The sequence below is a fragment of the Acanthopleuribacter pedis genome, from assembly GCF_017377855.1.
Taxonomy (GTDB): Bacteria; Acidobacteriota; Holophagae; order Acanthopleuribacterales; family Acanthopleuribacteraceae; genus Acanthopleuribacter; species Acanthopleuribacter pedis.
Map to the genome: position 1 here is coordinate 254,720 of NZ_JAFREP010000015.1, position 18,925 is coordinate 273,644.

Here is an 18,925-nt window from a genome sequence, read left to right on the forward strand (position 1 = left end):
CTTCGGTTAGGACCGATTAGGCTTCGGGCGCGAGGGCGCCGGCTTGACCGAACCGTTCTACCAACACGGCTTCGAGGTGTTCGCGGAGTTCGCGGATCGCCAGTTTCTCGATGAGTTCGTGGGCGAACGCGTAGATTAAGAAGTTACGCGCGGCGTCGGGGGCCATGCCCCGCGATTGCAGGTAAAACAAGGCGTCTTGGTTAAGTTGACCGGTGGTGGCGCCGTGGGCGCACTTGACGTCGTCGGCGTAAATCTCCAACTGCGGTTTGGTATCAATGCGTGCCTCGTCGGAAAGCAAGAGGTTGCGGTTGGACTGCGCCGAGTCGGTTTTCTGGGCGTCTTGGGCCACAAAAATGCGGCCGGTAAACACACCGTGCGCTTTGTCGTCGAGAATGCCGCGGAAGTTTTGGAAACTACAGCCGTGGGGTTCGTTGTGGCGCACCACGACGTGGTTGTCGAGGTGTTGGCGCGCGTGGCCGAGGAACAAGCCGTTGATGTGCGCCTCGGCACCGGGGCCGTTGAGGTTCACGTGGATGTCGTTGCGGGCGAGCGCACCGCCGATCAACATGTTTTCGCTCACAAGTTTGCTGTCACGTGACAAATGGGCGAAGGTGGCGTGGGTATGGAAGGCTTGCTCGGTGGCAAGTTCCGCCAGGACGTGGGTCACCCGCGCGCCGTCGGCCAGGTGCAATTGCGAAACAGAGTTCTGCCAATAGGCCTCGCCACCGCTACCGATGAAGGTTTCCAGCACGGTAGCCTCGGCCATGGGTTTGGCGACCACCATGGTGCGGGGGAAGGTCGCGCGGTGCGGGCTGATCCCACAACTCAGGTGAATGATTTCCAGTGGGTTCTCGAGCCGCGCTTCGGCGTCCAGCACCAGCACGGTGGCGCTGTCGGCCAGGGCGGTATTTAGCGCGGGCAAAGCCGAGGCGGTTTCGGCATCCGCCACCGCGTAGTATTCGGAAAACCAATCTTCTTGAGCCGCGTCGGCCAAGGAAAGCAAACGAACACCCGCGGGCAAACGGCGTTGCGAAAGATCCTCTCGCAGGAACCCGTTGACGAACACCAAGGTCGTCGCGGCCACATCCTTGAGCGCGTGGTGGGCGACGGTCGCTTTGAGATCGTCCAGCTGGGATTGAGCCTGCTGATCGGCGCGTTGCCAGTCAACCTGGGTCAGCGCGCGGGTGCTGGTAAATCGCCAAGCCTCGTCGCGGGTGGTGGGGAAGCCGGTTGCGGCGAAACGGGCAAAAGCCTGCTCGCGGAGCGGTCGCAGCGCGGCCGGGCCGGCGCCGCTGTTTTGGGAAAAATCTTCATGGAGTTTGTTGTGTACGGTCAGCGTTGACATCGTCCTTCCTTACGTTTGTGCAGCGGGCGTGGGGCCTTAGCCGGCCACCGTGTTGGTGTGTTCTTCAACCCAGGCGTAACCTTTTTCTTCCAGTTCAAGGGCCAGTTCCTTACCGCCGGATTTGACGATTTGGCCGTCGACCAAGACGTGGATATGGTCGGGAACGATGTGGTTCAACAGGCGCTGGTAGTGGGTGATCACGAGGAAGGAGCGTTGGGCCGAACGCATGGCGTTCACGGCGTCGGAGACAATTTTAAGCGCGTCAATATCGAGACCGGAATCCACCTCGTCCAACACCGCCAGACGCGGCTCAAGGATGGCCATCTGCAACATTTCGTTGCGTTTCTTTTCTCCGCCAGAAAAACCCTCGTTCACGGAACGTTTCAAGGATGCGAGGTCAATTTTGGCTTGCTTGGCGCGCTCGCGAAACACTTTCATCATTTGCGCGGCATCCAGTTCGTCTTCGCCGCGGTATTGGCGCACGGCATTCAGGGCGGCCCGCAAGAATTGGTTGCCGCTCACGCCGGGAATTTCGACGGGGTATTGGAACGCCAAAAACAGGCCTTCGCCGGCGCGTTCGTGGGGCTCTTGCTCAAGCAGATCTTTACCGCGGAAGGTCACGCTCCCGCCGGTGATTTCATATGCATCGCGGCCGGCCAATACCTGGGAAAGGGTACTTTTACCGGAGCCGTTGGGGCCCATGATGCAGTGAACTTCACCTTCTCCCATGGTCAAATTCAAACCCTTCAAAATGGGTTTGCCGTTGACGTTGACGTGCAGATCTTTAATTTCAAGCATGGTTTATCCTCATTTCAAGCTGTTCGTGTTGCGTTTGGGTCGTGGGGGACGCAGTTGTATTGGGTATGGGGTCGGGGTTAACCGACGCTGCCTTCCAGGCTAACGGCCAACAATTTGGTGGCCTCGACGGCGAATTCCATGGGCAATTCGCGGAAGACTTCTTTACAGAAACCATTGACGATCAAGGAGACGGCGTTTTCCAGGTCGAGCCCGCGCTGTTGGACGTAGAAAAGCTGGTCCTCGGCGATTTTGGAAGTGGACGCCTCGTGCTCCACGGTCGAACTGGTGTTGCGCACGTCGATGTAGGGGAAGGTGTGGGCGCCGCAGCGATCACCAATCAGCAGCGAATCACACTGGGTATAGTTGCGGCTGTTCTCGGCGCCTTTCATGATCTTGACCAAGCCGCGGTAGGTGTTTTGCCCTTTGCCCGCGGAAATCCCCTTGGAGATGATGGTGCTTTTGGTGTTTTTGCCAATGTGCACCATTTTGGTGCCGGTGTCGGCTTGCTGGTAGTTATTGGTCAAGGCCACCGAGTAAAACTCGCCGACAGAGTTGTCGCCTTGCAAAATGCAGGAGGGATATTTCCAGGTCACGGCCGAACCAGTTTCCACCTGGGTCCAGGAAATGTGGCTGTTGCGACCGGCACACTTGCCGCGTTTGGTGACAAAGTTGTAAATCCCGCCCTTGCCGTCCTCGTCGCCGGGATACCAGTTTTGGACGGTGGAGTATTTGATCTTGGCGTCGTCATGCGCCACCAATTCCACCACGGCGGCGTGCAGCTGGTTTTCGTCGCGCATGGGCGCGGTACAGCCTTCGAGGTAACTAACGTAAGACGCTTCCTCGGCCACAATCAGGGTGCGCTCGAATTGGCCGGTGGAAGCCTCGTTAATGCGGAAGTAGGTACTCAATTCCATCGGGCAACGCACGCCCTTGGGAATGTAGACAAAACTGCCGTCGGTGAACACGGCCGAGTTGAGCGCGGCGAAGAAGTTGTCGGAGTGGGGCACCACGCTGCCCAGGTACTTTTGAACCAACTCGGGATAATCCCGCACGGCCTCGGAGATGGGACAGAAAATGACGCCGGCTTTTTTGAGGGTGTCTTTAAAGGTGGTCACGACAGAGACGCTGTCAAACACCGCATCAACGGCCACGCCGGCCAGGCGTGCGCGCTCGTTGAGCGGAATCCCCAATTTCTCGTAGGTCTCCAGCAACTTGGGGTCGACCTCTTCCAAGCTTTTGGGCCCGTCTTTTTTCTTGGGCGAAGAATAATAAGAAATCTCATTGTAAGGCGTGGGCGTGTACTTGAGCTGGGGCCAGTGGTCCGGCTCTTCCATTTTCTGCCAGGTCGCGAACGCCTTCAGTCGCCAGTCCAACAGCCATTGTGGCTCGTCTTTTTTGGCGGAGATGGCGCGGATCACATCCTCGTTGAGACCGGGGGGAAAGGTTTCGGATTCAATCTCCGTAACAAAGCCGTATTTATACTCTTTTTTTGCGAGTTGTTCGATTTCAGTTGTGGTCATACGCGAACCCCTAATCCCGTCAGTGGAATGATTGAAGTGTTGGTGGTCAAATCGGCAAGGCTGATGCCCGCCAAGAAGTTTTGCAGCAAGGTATTAAGCCGTTGAATCGGCATGCTGATCGGGCAGGTATGCACAATCGAGCAGCCGCCGCATTCCTCTTCCTCGGCGTGGGCCCCGCCGTCGCTGCACAGCGAGATGTTGATGGTCCCTTCCAAGCACTCGATGATTTCGAGCAAACTAAGCGCCTCGGGTGGTTTGGCCAAGCTGTAGCCGCCGCCCGCGCCACGCCGCGAACTGAGAATCCCGGCACGGTGAAGTTCTTTGAGCGCGTTCATTAACAACGGCAGCGGCAGCTTGAACTCGTCGGCCAAACGACGTGCGCTAAGCGGGCTCTGCTCCTGGTGGTGCTCGCGAGCAAGCTCGGAAAGGGCGACCAGCGCATAATCGGTTTTTCGGGTAAAACTCAAACTCATGATGGGTTCCCAGGCACCCGTGAAGGGTGAAGTGCGAGGCGAAAGTGAGACACGATCTCAATTAGGATCATTTTGGTCCTAATTGCCTAAACCAAAATAGTACAAGATTGGTCCGAATTCAACCTTTGCTGTATTTTCTCGGCCTCCGCGTTGCCGATACGGCCAAAATCCCCGCGTGTCCCCGTCACTTCCAGAAGCCGGCCGCATCAACCGATTCGGTGACTTCGCCCGGCTAACCCGTTCCCGGGCCGTGTTACACTGATCGCGCATCGCACCGGGCGCGGCGACCAACCCATCCCCTACCAACCACGGAGGCCCCAATGACGTTTTTGGTTTTTTTGGTGAGTTTTGGTTTTTTTGTCCAGGAAGACGGTTATTTCGTCGACGGCACAACCCTTACCTTGAAAAACGGCACCGTGATCCAAACGACCCAGGTAGTTAAGGAGGACAAGTACTACTACGGTTGGTACGAGGAAGGGGAATACATCGCCATCGACATCACCAAGGTGAAATCGGTCGATTACTTCAGTTACTACGTACCGAACGCCAAAAAACCGGAACTACAGATTCCTTCTTCGGTCAAGCGCCGCCTCAGCGGCGGTACGGTCGCTTACGGAAAAACCGGGCAAGAAGCCTTCCGTGTGGTCCATGTGACCAAAAACGGTCGTTCCGCGGCGGGGCTGCCGGTCGCCAACCGCGTCAAGAGTCTGGGCCTGACGGGAGAAACAGAAGCCGGTTACCGTCAAATGAAATTGGACCTGGCCGCCTCCACCGACGGCACGGCGCTGGAGTTGCGCTTTTACAGCCTCAAGGGCGTCAAGGTGTTTACCCACCGCGTCGAAATGGACTCGGTGCCGCAAAGCCGCAAGGAACGCAAAAAAGGGACGCGTGTCTACCAGTTCCAATTCCCGGAGGCGATCCCGGTGAATCGCATCGGCTTGGTGGAAGCGGTGAGCTACGGGCCCTAACTCTGAGAATAGGACGTGCCCGCGACGAGACACCCACCGGCCGCCCCCCGGTGACCCAAGTCACGCTTTCCTAATCCAGCTTGGATCCTTTGTCGGTTTTTCGTGCCGACGGTTTAACCCCCAAGTAGCCGGGAGGGTTGGGTCTCGCGTTTGGTGACCGCGCCGACGTCGTATTGCGGCGCAAAGCATGAACCCTCCCCGTGTTAAAACCTTGGGAGTGTTATTGATATGAAAACTACCTTTGTTCGCCCTATGTGGCAAATCCGTTTGGGATGGATTCTGGGCCTGTTGTTGTTGGGCCCCTTGTTAAAGGCCCAAGTGGATCCCATACGCGATTCTGAACCCGGCGCCTTGATTAGCCGCGGCCAGCACCTCGTCTATCGCCTGTTCGTCGACGAGGCGGCGACCCCCGCATCGCCCCGTCCCCTTGTCGTGTACCTCCACGGATTGGGCGAACGCGGCACTGACAACGAGCGTCCGGTGAAGCGCCATATTCAACCGATGATCGAAACCCTGGTCAACGACCCCGATTACCACGGATACCTGGTGGTTCCTCAGAGCAGCAACGGCTGGTGGAACGGCACGGCGGTTGCCGACCTCGCCCATTCGCTCCTGCAGGATCCGGGTCTGTACATCGATCCGGCTAACATCGTGGTGGTCGGCATTTCAGCGGGCGGAAGCGGCACCTACGAGGCCGTCGCCTCTGGATTGGATACCTTCGCGGCCGGGGTCCCGCTTTCCGCGCCCCAACGGACGAATACCGCCGCGGCATGCGCCCAGCGCGCCATGTGGCTGATCCACGGAAATCGCGACAGCCAGGTCGGTCACAGCCACAGCATCACCATGCGCCGCCTGATGGAAGAGCAAGGGGGAACCCCGCGTTACACGGAGGTTGACGGCATGGGACACGGCGGCTGGTCGCGGATTTTCGCCGAGGACCCCCGCTATGTGGGCGACTATGAAGGCGGCTCACCCGCGGATCCGCCCACGGAAGGGTTTTACGATTGGTTGTTCGCCCAAAGCCTGGCGGCGGAAGCGCGCCCGGAACCCCTGTCGGTCAATCAAACCATTTGGGTGGAACTCGGTTGGCCCGATACCAACAACAACCCGAACCAAGAAACCATCGGCGCGGATGCGCAAGGGCGACTTTGGAACAACTTTGTCAAGTACCAACAAACCGCGTTTAGTGCGCGGTTGCACGATCAGACCGGACGGACCACCTCCGCCTCTATCGGTATTGAGGAAGGTTTCAGCGGCATTTTTGCGCGAACGGAAACGGTGGGCGGGGATCTGCCGCAAACAGCGGCCTTCGACGGCGTGTTTGTGGGTGATCGGAGCGGCCACGATGCAGCACTTGATCAGAACGGCCGGGTGATCATTGCCGGTTTAACCCCCGACGCGCCTTACCGCGTGGCGATGTTTGCCTCGGCTAGCGGCGACGATTACGGACGCGGTCGGCTCACCCGTGCGACGATTGACGGGTTGGTCCGCGACGTAAACGCGGCGGATAACCAAAACGAATGGGCCGTGTTTGAAAAAGTATACGCCGACGACACGGGCCGCATTGCGATGACGGTCGGCGTCGCGCCGGACGGCGGCACGCGTTACGCGCAGATGAACGCCTTGTCGGTCACGGCGCTCCCCGAGGACGAACCGCTGGAACCCCGTTTAGAAGAGGGCCGTTCCTTGATGGTTGACTTCGGTGCCCCGACTTTGACCTGTCCGGCGCAAGACGGCCACGGCCGGTTCTGGAACAATGTGACCCTCCGACAAAGCACGGCCGCCAATCCCTCGTTGGAAAACGGTGTGGACGACCAAGGCGCGGCGACCGGAATTAACATGGTGATTCCGGTTGGCTTCCAAGGCTACAACGGCCTGGGTGTTGTTGACGACAGCTTGTTTCCCGCCCAGGCACAAAGGGATACCTTCTGGAGCGGCAGCCATGCAAGCCACGAAGCCGGTTTGACCCGCCCCGGTCAAGTGAGGCTCACGGGCCTGACCCCGGGCGCGGTTTACGATGTGTCCCTATTTGCCTCCCGCCAGGGTGCCGACGGAGATCGCGATCGCTTAACCCGTTACACGTTGGGCGGGCACTTCATCGATTTTGATGTGACCGACAATACGGCGACCACGGTCGATTTCGACGGGGTTCAGGCCGGGACAGACGGCACCTTAACCTTGGATGTCGCGGTCAGCCCGGCCGGAACCGGACGCTACTGTTACTTGGGGACTTTGGTTCTCACCGCGGTGGATGTCCCCTAACCTGAACGCTTCATTTCGTTCGGTGGCTAATGGGGCGGGTATCATCCGCCCCTTTTCCCGAACAAAGAGGAAAATCTGCAACAACGTGAGCCCGTTCGATTCCGAATTCTGAAAATCTGGGTACCTTAGCCGTGGACCACGCCGGACGGGCTCGGGACCCGTATTCAAAATGGGGCGGCGCTTTCCTGCTTTCCCGCGTTGCCGCCGGCCGGCCCCTACCGGGAAGAAAACAACCCGACATGGAGAACACCGCATGGGCCTAAAACAAACACAGACACCGGAAAAGGAGACCCCGTCCGACGCGCAAGAAGTGGCAACCCTGACCGGGGAACGCCTGAGCAAACCCGATATCACCGCGCTGTTGCAACAGTGGCACCAAAGTCATTCGCAGGCACTCGAACAGCTTATCCCCCACGTTTATCAAGACTTACAAAGAATGGCCCGCTTTTATTTCCGCCGCGGTAATCAGCAGCGCAGTTTGCAAGCAACCGAATTGGTGCACGAGGTGTTTCTACAACTTCAGGCGAGTAGCCCGCCGATTTTTGAAAACCGAGATCATTTCTTTTCGTGTGTCGGCATGATGATGCGGCAAATCCTCATGCGTTATGCACGTGCGCGCAACGCCCTCAAACGGGGCGGCAACGTGGAAAAAGTGCCCTTTGACGACCAACTCCGCATTGCCTTTCCCGGCCTCGCCGTGGAGCAAATGATGGTCCTCGACGACTTTCTTCAAGAATTGGGCGACCGCGATCCACGCAAGTTGCGCATTTTGGAATGGCAGTTCTTTCTTGGGTTGACGACCTCGGAAATCGCCGAAATTCTGGGCCTCTCGGAACGATCCGTCCAGCGCGAGGTCCGCTTTGCACGTGGCTGGCTGGCGAGAGCCTTGCGTCGCCCCGAAACCCGTGCGCCCGATGCAAAGGTTCGGCAGCGAGCCCTCGATGGATAAAACCCATTGGCAAAAAGTCGAACGGCTGTGGCAACAAGCCCGTGATATCGAGGATTCAGACCAACGGGCGCTCTGGCTTGATGCGCAATGCGGCGAGGATGCCGCCTTGCGGGGCGAGCTGGAAAGCCTGCTGTCGGCGGCCGACCAAGAAGCCGCTCTGCTCGGCCCCGCCTTGTTTGCGGCCCCGCCCGCGATCGGCAGCCAATTGGGACCCTACCGCATCACGCGAGAGCTTGGAAGCGGCGGGATGGGTGTGGTTCTCCTGGCGGAACAAAAAACGCCCATTTCGCGCTGGGTGGCAATCAAGGTCCTCGCCCATCTCGCCGTGAGTCGCGAGGCAAGGCAGCGGTTTGAGGTAGAACGTCAAATTCTGGGCCGCTTAACCCATCCTTGGATCGCGCGCTTGTACGACTCGGGGACCACGCCCGCGGGTGTTCCCTATTTGGTGATGGAATACGTGGACGGCGTGCCGATTACCGAATATTGCCGACAACAACAATGCACGTTGGCCACCCGCATCGATTTGGTCGCCAAAGCGGCCATGGCCGTCGCGGGCGCCCACCAACGGGGGATCATCCACCGCGACATCAAACCCGGCAACATTTTGGTGCATCGGGAAGAAGAACAGGTCTTGCCCAAGGTCATTGATTTCGGCATTGCCAAACCGATGGGCAGCGACGAACAACTCACGGCCACGGGTTTTTTCCCGGGCACCCCGCGTTACATGAGCCCGGAGCAGGCCGGTGGGCACGACATCAAGGGCACGCATGGGGTACCCGACGCGCGCACGGACGTCTACAGCCTGGGCGTGCTCCTCTATGAATTGCTGCTGGAAACATCCCCGTTCGAGGCGCAACCCGGCGACGGTACCCTGCGCCGGCAGGTGGCCGCCGGGGCCTGGATTCCCCTGGGGGATCGCTGGCGTCGCCTCGGTCGGACGAAACAGCAAACGCTCGCCGCCCAATGCGGTACAAGCGTCCGCGCCTTGGGCCGCCTGCTCAACCAAGACCTTGCATGGGTCGTTCACAAGGCCATGGCCCACCAGCCGGAACACCGCTACCAAACGGTTTACGATTTCGCCCGCGAGTTGGCGCGGATCACGCGCGGCGATCCGGTAGAAGCGACACCGCCCAATCCGTTCCTAAGGCTGCGCGCCCTCTTGTGGCGCAACCGTCGCTTGACCACCGCCGCCCTGGTTTTTTTGGCCACCGTGGGCGGTTTTCAGGCCTGGGTCCTCAACGAACGCCAAGAAGCACGCCGCCAAGCACAAATTGCGGCCGATGAACGCCAAAACGCGGAGCACGTCCTCCAATTCGTGACCGAGATGTTTACGTCCATCGACCCCACCCAATACGAGGTCACGGGCCCCCCCGATCTCATCCACATCTTGGAGCGGGCGGAAAACCAACTTATGGCCGACCCCGACACGCCGGCAGCCCCGATTAAAGCCAAACTGTTCGAAACCATGGGGACCATCTACGGACAAATCGGCGACGAAACGCGAGGGCTAAAAATGGTTCGCGCCGGCTTCGACCTTAAAAAAACCTTTTTAGAAGACGGACATCCCGACCGTCTCGCCACACGCGCGGCCATCCTCGGTTTCGAAAAAAACCATCGCGATTTGGACGCACTGGAACGCGATTACCAAACCCTGTTGGCGCAGCTCACCCAATCCGACCCCAAAACCCGCCGCATCCGCGCCAACGTTCTTATCGATGTGGCCAACCTGATGATTCACCAAGGTTTTGTGGAAAGAGCAAAACCTTATATGGAAGCGCTCGACCGCCGCTTGGACGAGGAACCGGCCCTCCTCGACCAAGCGAGCACTCTGATCGAAAACGCGATTGTCCGAGCCAATTTCGCGATCCTTAACGGCCGCTTGGACCATGCCGCCGCCGTCCTAGAACAGGCCTTGGAACAATACCGTGACACACCCGATTACCGCCAATCCCAGGAACTTGAACTGACCATGTCACTCGGGATCGTCCATCAATTCAACGGCAATCTTGAAGCCGCGGGCGAAATGCTACGCACCGCGCGGGATATTCTGGCCGCGAACAACGCCAAACACGGGAACCTCTATCAACAATGCCTGCTAGGCCTTGGCCTGATCTATTCCGACGCCAACCAGCTGGACCAATCGGTTCTCGCCTTCCAAGCTTTGTTGGCGGTGCTTGAAAAAAACCGGACGGTGGACACCCTGCTTTACGGCGAGACCCTGATCTATTTAAGCCAGGTTCATTTGAATAGCAACGATTATGAAAAGGCGGAACAACGCTGCCGGCAAGGGATGGCGGTGCTGGCCGGTTTGTACGAAAAAGACGACCCCGATTACGCGTGGTTTGGGCTGCGCTTGGTCAAGGTCCTGGCGGCAACCGGCCGTCATCAAGAGGCGCTTCACCTGGTCGAAGCATGTAACGAAACCCTTTCCCGTCACTACGGGGCCGACCACATGCGCAGCATGCAGGCGGCCTATCTGCGCATCCATTGCCTGAACCAAGCCGGACACTACACACGTGCCATCGCGGCCGGCCGCCCGCTGCTTCAACAACTGGAAAACGCGACCCTGATTCAAGAGACCTATGCCTCGATGCTGCTTGAACTGGGCCGGGCCCATCTGGGCTTGGGGCGTTGCACGGAAGGGGACGCCTTGTTTGAGCAAGGGATGGCGCGGAGCCGGGCGTATCCCGGTTTAACCAAGGTTCGTACCAAAAGCCGGGCCTTTTGGGAAACGCATCGCGAGACCTGCGATCAGCATCACCCGGAACCCATCGACCCCGACGGCGTTCCCGCCGAAAAGGCACGAAATCCTTAGCCCGCATTTCTCACCAGAATTCGTTGCGAGGCTTTGAAATCGCTGTGAGGACACAGGTTACGACCGAGGGCAAACGCAGCGGGGCCGACCTTTCGGCGTAGAGGCGCTACGTCGAGGCTGCCCCACCCTTGCTTTGCAACGGTGCAACCAAGTAACCTAAGTCATTGCAGCTATTTCAACGCCGGAGCAGAACTTCTGGTGAGAAGTGCAGGTTAGCGCTCCTAACAGGTTAACCCTATTTCATCTCACGGAAGAGAAACCGCAAAACCACGCCGACCAGCCAACGCGGGCTAAAGCGCAGGGCAAAGACATTGAGCCGATTATCCCAACCGGTGATCACATTGCGCTTCCCGGCAACCATGGCTTTCACGGCAAGATTCGCGACCCGTTCGGCACTTAACACGCCGGTGCGGGCGAATTGGGTGCCACGCATGGAAGCGACATCAAAAAATTCGCTTTCGGTTTTGCCGGGCGCGAGGTTGGTGACCCGAACCTTGGTATCCGAAAGTTCCCAATGCAGGCCCTCGGAGAAATGATTGACGTAGGCCTTGGTCGCGCTGTAAACGACCATGTTGGGCACACCCTGATAGCCGGCAATACTGCCGACGTTAAGGATTCGCGCGCCACCCGCGGCTTCGCGCAACCGCGGCAGCAGCTGGTAGGTGAGTTCAGAAAGAAACAGAATGTTGAGGGTGACCATGCGCTGGTAAACAGCAAAGTCCTCGCCGTTAAAGGGGCCGGTTTTGCCAAAACCCGCGTTGTTCACCAGCACGGTGATGGGAAGATCGGCCACGGCCTCACCCAGACGTTGCGCGGCTCCCGGTTCGGTCAGATCCAAGGGCAAGACACGGGTTTGCACGCGATGTTCCTGCTCAAGTCGCGCCGCGACCTCGTTAAGGCGTTCCTGACGGCGGGCGACCAGCACCACGTGACAGCCCGATCCAGCCAGGCGACGGGCTATTTCGGTACCAATCCCGGAAGAAGCACCGGTGACCACCGCCCATTGGTTGTTTAGCGTGAACGACATGCTGTTGGCTCCTCAATGAATGCGGGCTAGGGCAAAAAGCTTACCCACCTTGCCAAAGCTCGGGCCGGTCGGCAAGGGAAATGTGGCGATGGAAGCGCTTCATGGTGGGCAATGCGGGGATCCCGGTTTGCCAGGTGCCTCGAACTGAGTTAGGATTCATTGTTATTGTTTGGTTAAATTTCAGGTTCGACCATCCACCCGTGCCGACCCTCCTTCCTTGCAAGTGTTCCCGTTTTGTCGCAAAACGTCTTGTGAGCAACGCGGGCGCGCCCAGGTTCCATCATTGGGTCGACGATTTTTTGCACGGGAAGTTGGGGTATGCAGCGCAGGACCTTTCTAAAGGCGGGCTTGCTTGGCGGAACGGCTTTGGCCTGCGCCGGGTGGCTCAGTCACGATACCTTCTGGGGTAAAGGCACCCATTTAGCAGCCAAAGGCGATCATCGCTATGATTTTCTAACCGAGGCCGACCACGCGGTGGTCAGCGCCTTGGCACCCGCGGTTTTGGCGGGCAGTGAAGCAGCGGGAAACCCCAAACTCACGGAAGAGGTGGTCCACGCGGTAGACCAAACCATTGCGGCCTTTCAGCCCTCGGTCCAGGCGGAACTGCGTCAGCTCTTTACCCTCATGACCTTGGCCCCGACACGGGTATTGGTCTGCGGCTTGTGGCGCGATTGGCCGGCCGTAACCCCCGACGACGCCGACGCGATGCTGCGCGGCTGGCATGCAAGCCGAACCGCCCTGTTGCGCTCGGCCTACGACGGTTTACAACAATTAATCACGGCGGCCTGGTACGGCAACCCACGCTCCTGGCCGGCACTGGGTTACGCGGGGCCACCCCCTTTTCACAACAACGGGGAGGTCACTGAATGATTCCCGATCCCATTGCTGAAGGCCTGGCGAACGGCTGGTCCGCGGTCGACGCCTCGGGCTTGTCTGAAAACAAAACGCTGGAAACCGATGTGGTTATTGTCGGCACCGGCGCGGGCGGCGGCATGTGCGCCGAGGTCTTGTGCGCCGCCGGTTTTAAGGTCGTGCTGATTGAGGAAGGCCCGCTGCGCTCCTCCCGTGACTTCACCATGCGCGAAAGCTTTGCTTATCCAGAGCTTTATCAAGAGTCGGCAAGCCGCAAAACCAAAGACAAAGCGATCAATATTTTGCAAGGTCGTTGTGTCGGCGGCGGCACCACGGTGAATTGGACGAGCAGTTTCGAAACCCCGCCGCCAACCTTGGCCCACTGGCAAAAACACCACGACGTGGCCGGCTGTGATGAAGCGGCCATGAAACCTTGGTTCGACAAGGCGTTCGCCCGGCTCGGCATCCACCAGTGGCCGGTACCGCCCAACCCCAACAACGCGGCCCTGCAACGGGGCGCCGAACAGTTGGGCCTGTCCTTTGAAATCATGCAGCGCAACGTCCGCGGCTGCGCCAACCTGGGTTATTGCGGCATGGGCTGCCCGATTAACGCCAAGCAATCGATGTTGATCACCACCATCCCCGCCGCGCTTGATTCGGGCGCCGCCCTGTACAGCCGCACGCGCGCGGTCAGGCTGATGTTCTCAGGTGATCGGGTCCAAGGCGTGGTTTGCGCGGCACTGGATGAGCGCGGCGTCTTCCCCACCGGTGTCCAAATCGAGGTTCGCGCCAAAGCGGTGGTTCTGGCAGGAGGCGCGATCGGCACCCCGGCCCTGCTGTTGCGCTCCGGTACACCCGATCCCTACCAACTCGCGGGCAAACGCACCTTCCTGCATCCGGTTACCGCCGCCACGGCGTTTTTCGAAGAGGAAATCCGTCCCTTCGAGGGTGCCCCACAATCGATTTACAGCGACGAATACCTTTGGCCGGAAGGCGCCGACGGCCCCATGGGTTTTAAACTCGAGGTACCGCCGCTGCACCCCGTCATCAGCGCCACCGTTCTTGACTTCCCCGGCTCGGCCCACCACACGGCCATGGCCCGCTTGGCCCACATCCAAGGCATGCTGGCCCTTTGCCGCGACGGTTTCCATCCCGACAGCCCCGGCGGCCAAGTCAACCTGCGCACCGACGGCAGCCCCCTCCTCGATTACCCCTTCACCGATTTTCTACGCGACGGGTTTCGGCGCTCGCTCAAGGCCATGGTCGAAATCCAATTCGCGGCCGGCGCCAAGGAAGTCGTCCCCCTCCACCGTCATTCACAGCCCTATAAAACCTGGGCCGAGGCGAAAAAAGCGCTCGACGCTTTGCCGATGGATCCAACCATGGTGCGCTTGTTCAGTGCCCACGTGATGGGTGGCTGCCCGCTCGGCGAGGATCCCCGCCAAGCCCTGGTCAACAGCGAAGGCCGCCACCACCATCTTCAGCATTTGTGGGTGATGGACGGCTCGGTCTTCCCCACCAGTATCGGCTCCAACCCGCAAGTTTCCATTTACGGCATGACCCTCAAAAACGCCGAGGCCTTGGTGAAATCCCTAAAAAGCTAACATTTTGGGTCGGGAACGGCAGGTTTTGACAACCGTTCTCGCTTATTTTAGTAACGTCAACCTTGATGAAACACCTTCGGTTGCAGACAGGCTCGTTTGCACCTTTTCATGGTCTCACCATGAACGGGAATGGTTCAGCGGCATTTTGCCGCCACCTTCCCTTTCAACAGAAGGATCAAGTCGACACGTCTCGCCTTAGCAAGGCGACGCTTAAAAAAAATCCGTGATCACTGTACATCCGTCTGATTATGGATGCTTTAGGACAACAGGAAAACTATTTCGCCGCCCTCGCGACGGCATTGCCTCATCGTTAATAATTCATTCACTCCTGTCATTTCATTTCAAGAAGACTTCCTGTTGCCATGCAATCAGATCCGACGAGCCCTCGAATTCATGATTGATTCCGCTGCTCGAGGACGGCTCGATCAAGGAGCCCTATCCCGGAGGATTTTTATATGCAAAAAACCCTGTTGTCACTGATGGCAATTTGCTTCGTTTTCGTGAGTGTCTTTTTCGGCCTCAAAACCATCAACCAACCCCTCACGTCACCTTCCCCGCCGGCAATCAGCCAAACCGACCGGCTCAAGCCGCCGCTTGATCCCGACTTTCGCAACGTGCCGAAAGTGGAACAACGCCGCCTTAACACCATGGCGCGGGAACGCTGGGAGTTCGACTTTCTCAAGGACCCGGCAACAGGACAACTGCCACCCGAGGCGGCAAAAATCCGCGCCCAAGTGCTCAACGCGAACCCACGCGGCAAAAACGCGCCGAAGCGGCTTGAATCACTGACCTTCCACGGTCCCGGCAATATGGGTGGCCGCACGCGCGCGCTCGCGTTTGATCTCGCCGATGCAACCGGCCAAACCATTCTGGCCGGCGGCGTCTCTTCCGGCCTGTTTCGAAGTGAAGACCGAGGCCGAAGCTGGACCAAGGTTTCGGCTCAAGACGAAATGCACAACGTCACCGCCATTGCCCAGGATCCGCGCAACCCCGATGTTTGGTATTACGGAACCGGTGAATTGACCGGCAACTCCGCATCCGCCGCGGGCGCGGCCTACGCCGGCGACGGCATTTGGCGATCCGAGGACGGTGGGCGAACCTGGACCCAAATCGAAGCCACCCGTGGTGGCAGCCTTGAACTGGAAGGCAATGTTTTCAATTTCGTATCTGACTTGGAAGTTCACCCGGTTACCAGCGAGCTCTATTTTTCCTGTACACGGGGCATCTATCGGCTAGACCCTGAACACTTAGCCCCGACCCTGGTCTTGTCCAGCGGCGCCCCCACGTTTAGCAGTCACGACATGCACGACATTGAAATCCATCCCAACGGAAGCGAAATCTTTGTCGTCATCTCACAATTCACGGGGCAAAGCGCGGGAATTTTCCGCTCTACCAGCGGCGATCTCAATTCTTGGGAACGCCTCGCCGGTGGCTTATCACCGCTTCCCGACGGGTGGCCGCGCTTCACCGGTCGCGCAAAAATTGCCTTGGATGCAACCCATCGCCGCCTCTATGCGCTTATGGTTACCCAAGATAATCTGGCGTGTGACGATCCAGAGAACAAACCCGCCGCCGCTTTTTTACGCCTCGATTTGGCGAGCAACACCTGGACCGATTTATCCCCCAATTTGCCCAACGGCGATTGTGGCGGCGGCGATATCGCATCGTTGGTCACCTGGGGCGGTTACAACCTGACGCTTGAAATCGCCCCCCACAAACCCAATCGCATCTTTATCGGCGGCACCAATTTGTACGTGTCCGAGGATGCCTTCACCACCACCGACATCGATCACATCGGCGGGTATTTACCCTGGGAAGCAATTGGGCCCATCAACCACCATCACCCCGATATCCATGCGGTTGTTTTCGATCCGACAAACCCCGACATCATTGTTACCGGGAGCGACGGCGGCCTCCACTCGGCCCTCGTCGGGAGCGGCCCCGTCAACTGGGAAAACCTCAACAACGGTTACATCACCTTTCAGTACTACCACGTCGCACTTTCCCCACGCTTAGGGGATCCACTCGCCATGGGCGGCGCGCAAGATAACGGCACCACGGTGACCCATGGCGGCACCGACCACGTCGAACTGGCCGGTGGTGACGGGGTCGCCGTCGGCATGGCAGGCTATCGAACCATCGACGGCGAAGAACGTCCGGTGTTCTACTACGGATTTCAGCTCGGCGCCATCATGCGGTACGACGGCCTACAACACGATTACATTCGTCCAACCGATGCCGAGGACAACCTCTTTGTCACCTACTTCTTACTCGACCCCGACAATACCAACCACCTTTATTATGCGGCACTCAACCGATTGTTCATCACGGACCAGGCGCTCACCGTCACCAGCGATGGATGGCGGGAAATGCCGGCCCTCACCGAGGCGATCGGCAGCTTCGATCACATTCGGGCCATGGCGACAACGCGCGGCACCTACACCCCCGAAAGCCACCTCTTTGTCGGCACGAGTAACGGACGCCTTTTTCGCATCAAGGATCCCGCCAATCCCGAGGGAACAGGCGCCATGCTCGCCATGAGCCTGCCCGTGAACGGTGGTTTAATCAGCAGTATCGCCCTTCATCCCGAGGACGATTCCCAGGTGATGGTGACCATCTCCAACTACAACACACCCAGCGTGCTGTACAGCGACAACGCCGACAGCGAGGATCCCACTTGGACGCTCGTTGAAGGCAATATCGCACCCCTCAGTTTTCGCGCTTCCGCGATCATCGAAGATCGAGCGGGCCCGCTCTACTTGGTGGGCACCAACGCCGGCTTGTGGAGCACCCGCAAGGTGGAGGGCGACAACACGATTTGGCAGCGTGAAGGTTTGGATCTGATCGGTTCCGCGGTGGTGTCCCAACTCGCCCTGCGTCCGGTTGATAACACCCTCATCATCGGTACCCACGGAAACGGTATGTTCCACGCCACCTTCTCAACCAACAACGCGGTGCAATCGATGCAAGCCCATCGCTACCATCTCGCCGATATTCGCGGAGGGCGCGGCAGCGATACCACCATCGGCATCGTCAACCCCGGCGAAGTTGAAGCCGAGGTCGAAATTTTTGCCTTCGATACGGAGGGTCGTCCCATCGGTCGAAGCAACACCCTGATGGGTCTTGCACCAAAAGCGGGTGGCTTCCACTCAATCAGCGATCTGTTCCCAGCGGCGGCGAGCCGCATTGCCTGGCTCCAAATCGGATCACCGGCCGAACTCTCGGTTTTTGCCGAAACCCGCGACGCAACGACCCGTGCCGCCTACACGGCCACCCAAGTGGATCAACGCGTTTTCCTCCCCCACATTGCCCGCGACACCGCTCAATTCGAAACGATGCTCAACGTGGTCAACCCCGAACAAAACGAAACCACCATTACCCTCGCCGGTTTCCCCGGCGAACAAACAACAACCATCAACCGCGCCGCCACCGGCTTCGGCTTCAGCACCCAACCCATCACCGACCACCTTGGGCCTGACCTGCAACCGGGACAATGGGCTGAATTGACAACGAACAGCGGCGGCATCGCCGCCATGGAATCTTTTACCCGGCTGCCGGATCGCACCCAAACCGCGGCGCTCGGTCTCAACCACCATGCAGGCACCACCCTCAACTTTCTCCATGTCGCTACCGACACCCAACAGTTCTGGACCGGCATGCTGTACATCAATTCGGGCGATGCCGATACCGACGTCACCGAAACCTATTACAACGCGGCGGGCGAGGTCCTGAAAACCGGGGAACGCAACCTGAGCGCCAAACAAAAAATCACCTTGCTCTTCGACTTCGAAAACCAGGAAGTGGTTCCCGCGGGCACCGCCTGGGTGCAGGTGGTCGCCACCCAGCCGCTCATCGGGTACGCCCTCTTCGGGGCCCCGAGTATCTCCACCAACGACTATTTCACCGGCCTCCAGGGCAACTACGGCGGCGGTCGGCGCTGGCTTTACCCCTATTTCGACAGCTCTGCCGAAACCTTCACCGGCCTGGTGGCGGTCAACCTGGGCGATCAACCCGCCAACCTGACCTTCCACGCCTATGACGCCGCGGGGAACCGTCTGGAAACACGCACCATTGAGGCGGTTTCAGCCAAAACAAAATACGTCACCACCCTTGCCGGTTTGTTTCAAAACGCGGAAACCTTGGCCAACGGCGCCTGGGTTGAAACAGAAGCGGACGGCTCCGAATGGGCCGGTTTCATGCTCTGGGGCGACCAAGGGGTCGCGGCCCGTCAACACTTGGCGGGCATCCAAGCCACCCCGCTCCCCTAAACTTCTCAACGAATCAATTCCGCATCCAAGGCCGTATTCCGTCA

General features: G+C 58.9%; 12 protein-coding genes. 7 read left to right on the forward strand and 5 right to left on the reverse strand.

What is annotated here, in order from left to right; translation table 11 throughout:
* Nucleotides 1-16: 16 nt before the first annotated feature.
* From sufD to J3U88_RS16755, 4 genes are all read right to left on the reverse strand, one after another.
* Nucleotides 17-1,345 (reverse strand): Fe-S cluster assembly protein SufD, encoded by a 1,329-nt coding sequence (gene sufD, locus J3U88_RS16740; protein ID WP_207860073.1) that lies wholly within the window; start codon nt 1,343-1,345, stop codon nt 17-19.
* 36 nt (nt 1,346-1,381) lie between these two features.
* Complete coding sequence (gene sufC / locus J3U88_RS16745) at nt 1,382-2,143, reverse strand: Fe-S cluster assembly ATPase SufC (protein WP_207860074.1); 762 nt, start codon at nt 2,141-2,143, stop codon at nt 1,382-1,384.
* 77 nt (nt 2,144-2,220) lie between these two features.
* Nucleotides 2,221-3,663, reverse strand: coding sequence for a Fe-S cluster assembly protein SufB (gene sufB, locus J3U88_RS16750; RefSeq protein ID WP_207860075.1), 1,443 nt, complete (start codon nt 3,661-3,663; stop codon nt 2,221-2,223).
* Nucleotides 3,660-4,136, reverse strand: coding sequence for an RrF2 family transcriptional regulator (locus J3U88_RS16755; RefSeq protein ID WP_207860076.1), 477 nt, complete (start codon nt 4,134-4,136; stop codon nt 3,660-3,662). Before J3U88_RS16755 ends, sufB begins: the two co-directional genes overlap by 4 nt.
* A gap of 320 nt (nt 4,137-4,456) precedes the next feature.
* Here J3U88_RS16755 and J3U88_RS16760 point away from each other — a divergent pair, with 320 nt between their 5' ends.
* The 4 genes from J3U88_RS16760 (at nt 4,457) to J3U88_RS16775 (ending at nt 11,130) form a co-directional block, all read left to right on the forward strand.
* The gene (locus tag J3U88_RS16760; protein ID WP_207860077.1) at nt 4,457-5,104 is read left to right on the forward strand and encodes a hypothetical protein; all 648 of its coding nucleotides are present in this window, start codon (nt 4,457-4,459) and stop codon (nt 5,102-5,104) included.
* Nucleotides 5,105-5,332: 228 nt separating this feature from the next.
* The gene (locus tag J3U88_RS16765) at nt 5,333-7,366 is read left to right on the forward strand and encodes a carboxylesterase family protein (protein WP_207860078.1); all 2,034 of its coding nucleotides are present in this window, start codon (nt 5,333-5,335) and stop codon (nt 7,364-7,366) included.
* A 253-nt stretch (nt 7,367-7,619) separates the two neighbouring features.
* A complete protein-coding gene (locus J3U88_RS16770) occupies nt 7,620-8,315 on the forward strand; it encodes an ECF-type sigma factor (RefSeq protein WP_207860079.1) in 696 nt (231 codons plus the stop codon).
* Nucleotides 8,308-11,130 (forward strand): serine/threonine-protein kinase, encoded by a 2,823-nt coding sequence (locus J3U88_RS16775; RefSeq protein WP_207860080.1) that lies wholly within the window; start codon nt 8,308-8,310, stop codon nt 11,128-11,130. The genes J3U88_RS16770 and J3U88_RS16775 overlap by 8 nt, the downstream gene beginning before the upstream one ends.
* 235 nt (nt 11,131-11,365) lie before the next feature.
* Here J3U88_RS16775 and J3U88_RS16780 read toward each other — a convergent pair whose 3' ends face one another.
* Entirely contained in the window at nt 11,366-12,157 is a 792-nt protein-coding gene (locus tag J3U88_RS16780; RefSeq protein ID WP_207860081.1) for an SDR family NAD(P)-dependent oxidoreductase, read from the reverse strand.
* Nucleotides 12,158-12,475: 318 nt separating this feature from the next.
* On the opposite strand from J3U88_RS16780, the gene J3U88_RS16785 reads away from it, so the two are divergent.
* The 3 genes from J3U88_RS16785 to J3U88_RS16795 all read left to right on the forward strand — a co-directional run bounded on the left by J3U88_RS16785 (nt 12,476) and on the right by J3U88_RS16795 (nt 18,881).
* Nucleotides 12,476-13,027, forward strand: coding sequence for a hypothetical protein (locus J3U88_RS16785; RefSeq protein WP_207860082.1), 552 nt, complete (start codon nt 12,476-12,478; stop codon nt 13,025-13,027).
* Complete coding sequence (locus tag J3U88_RS16790) at nt 13,024-14,613, forward strand: GMC family oxidoreductase (protein ID WP_207860083.1); 1,590 nt, start codon at nt 13,024-13,026, stop codon at nt 14,611-14,613. The genes J3U88_RS16785 and J3U88_RS16790 overlap by 4 nt, the downstream gene beginning before the upstream one ends.
* 455 nt (nt 14,614-15,068) lie before the next feature.
* On the forward strand, nt 15,069-18,881 hold the full coding sequence (locus tag J3U88_RS16795) for a WD40/YVTN/BNR-like repeat-containing protein (protein ID WP_207860084.1): 3,813 nt from the start codon (nt 15,069-15,071) through the stop codon (nt 18,879-18,881).
* Nucleotides 18,882-18,925 lie beyond the last annotated feature (44 nt).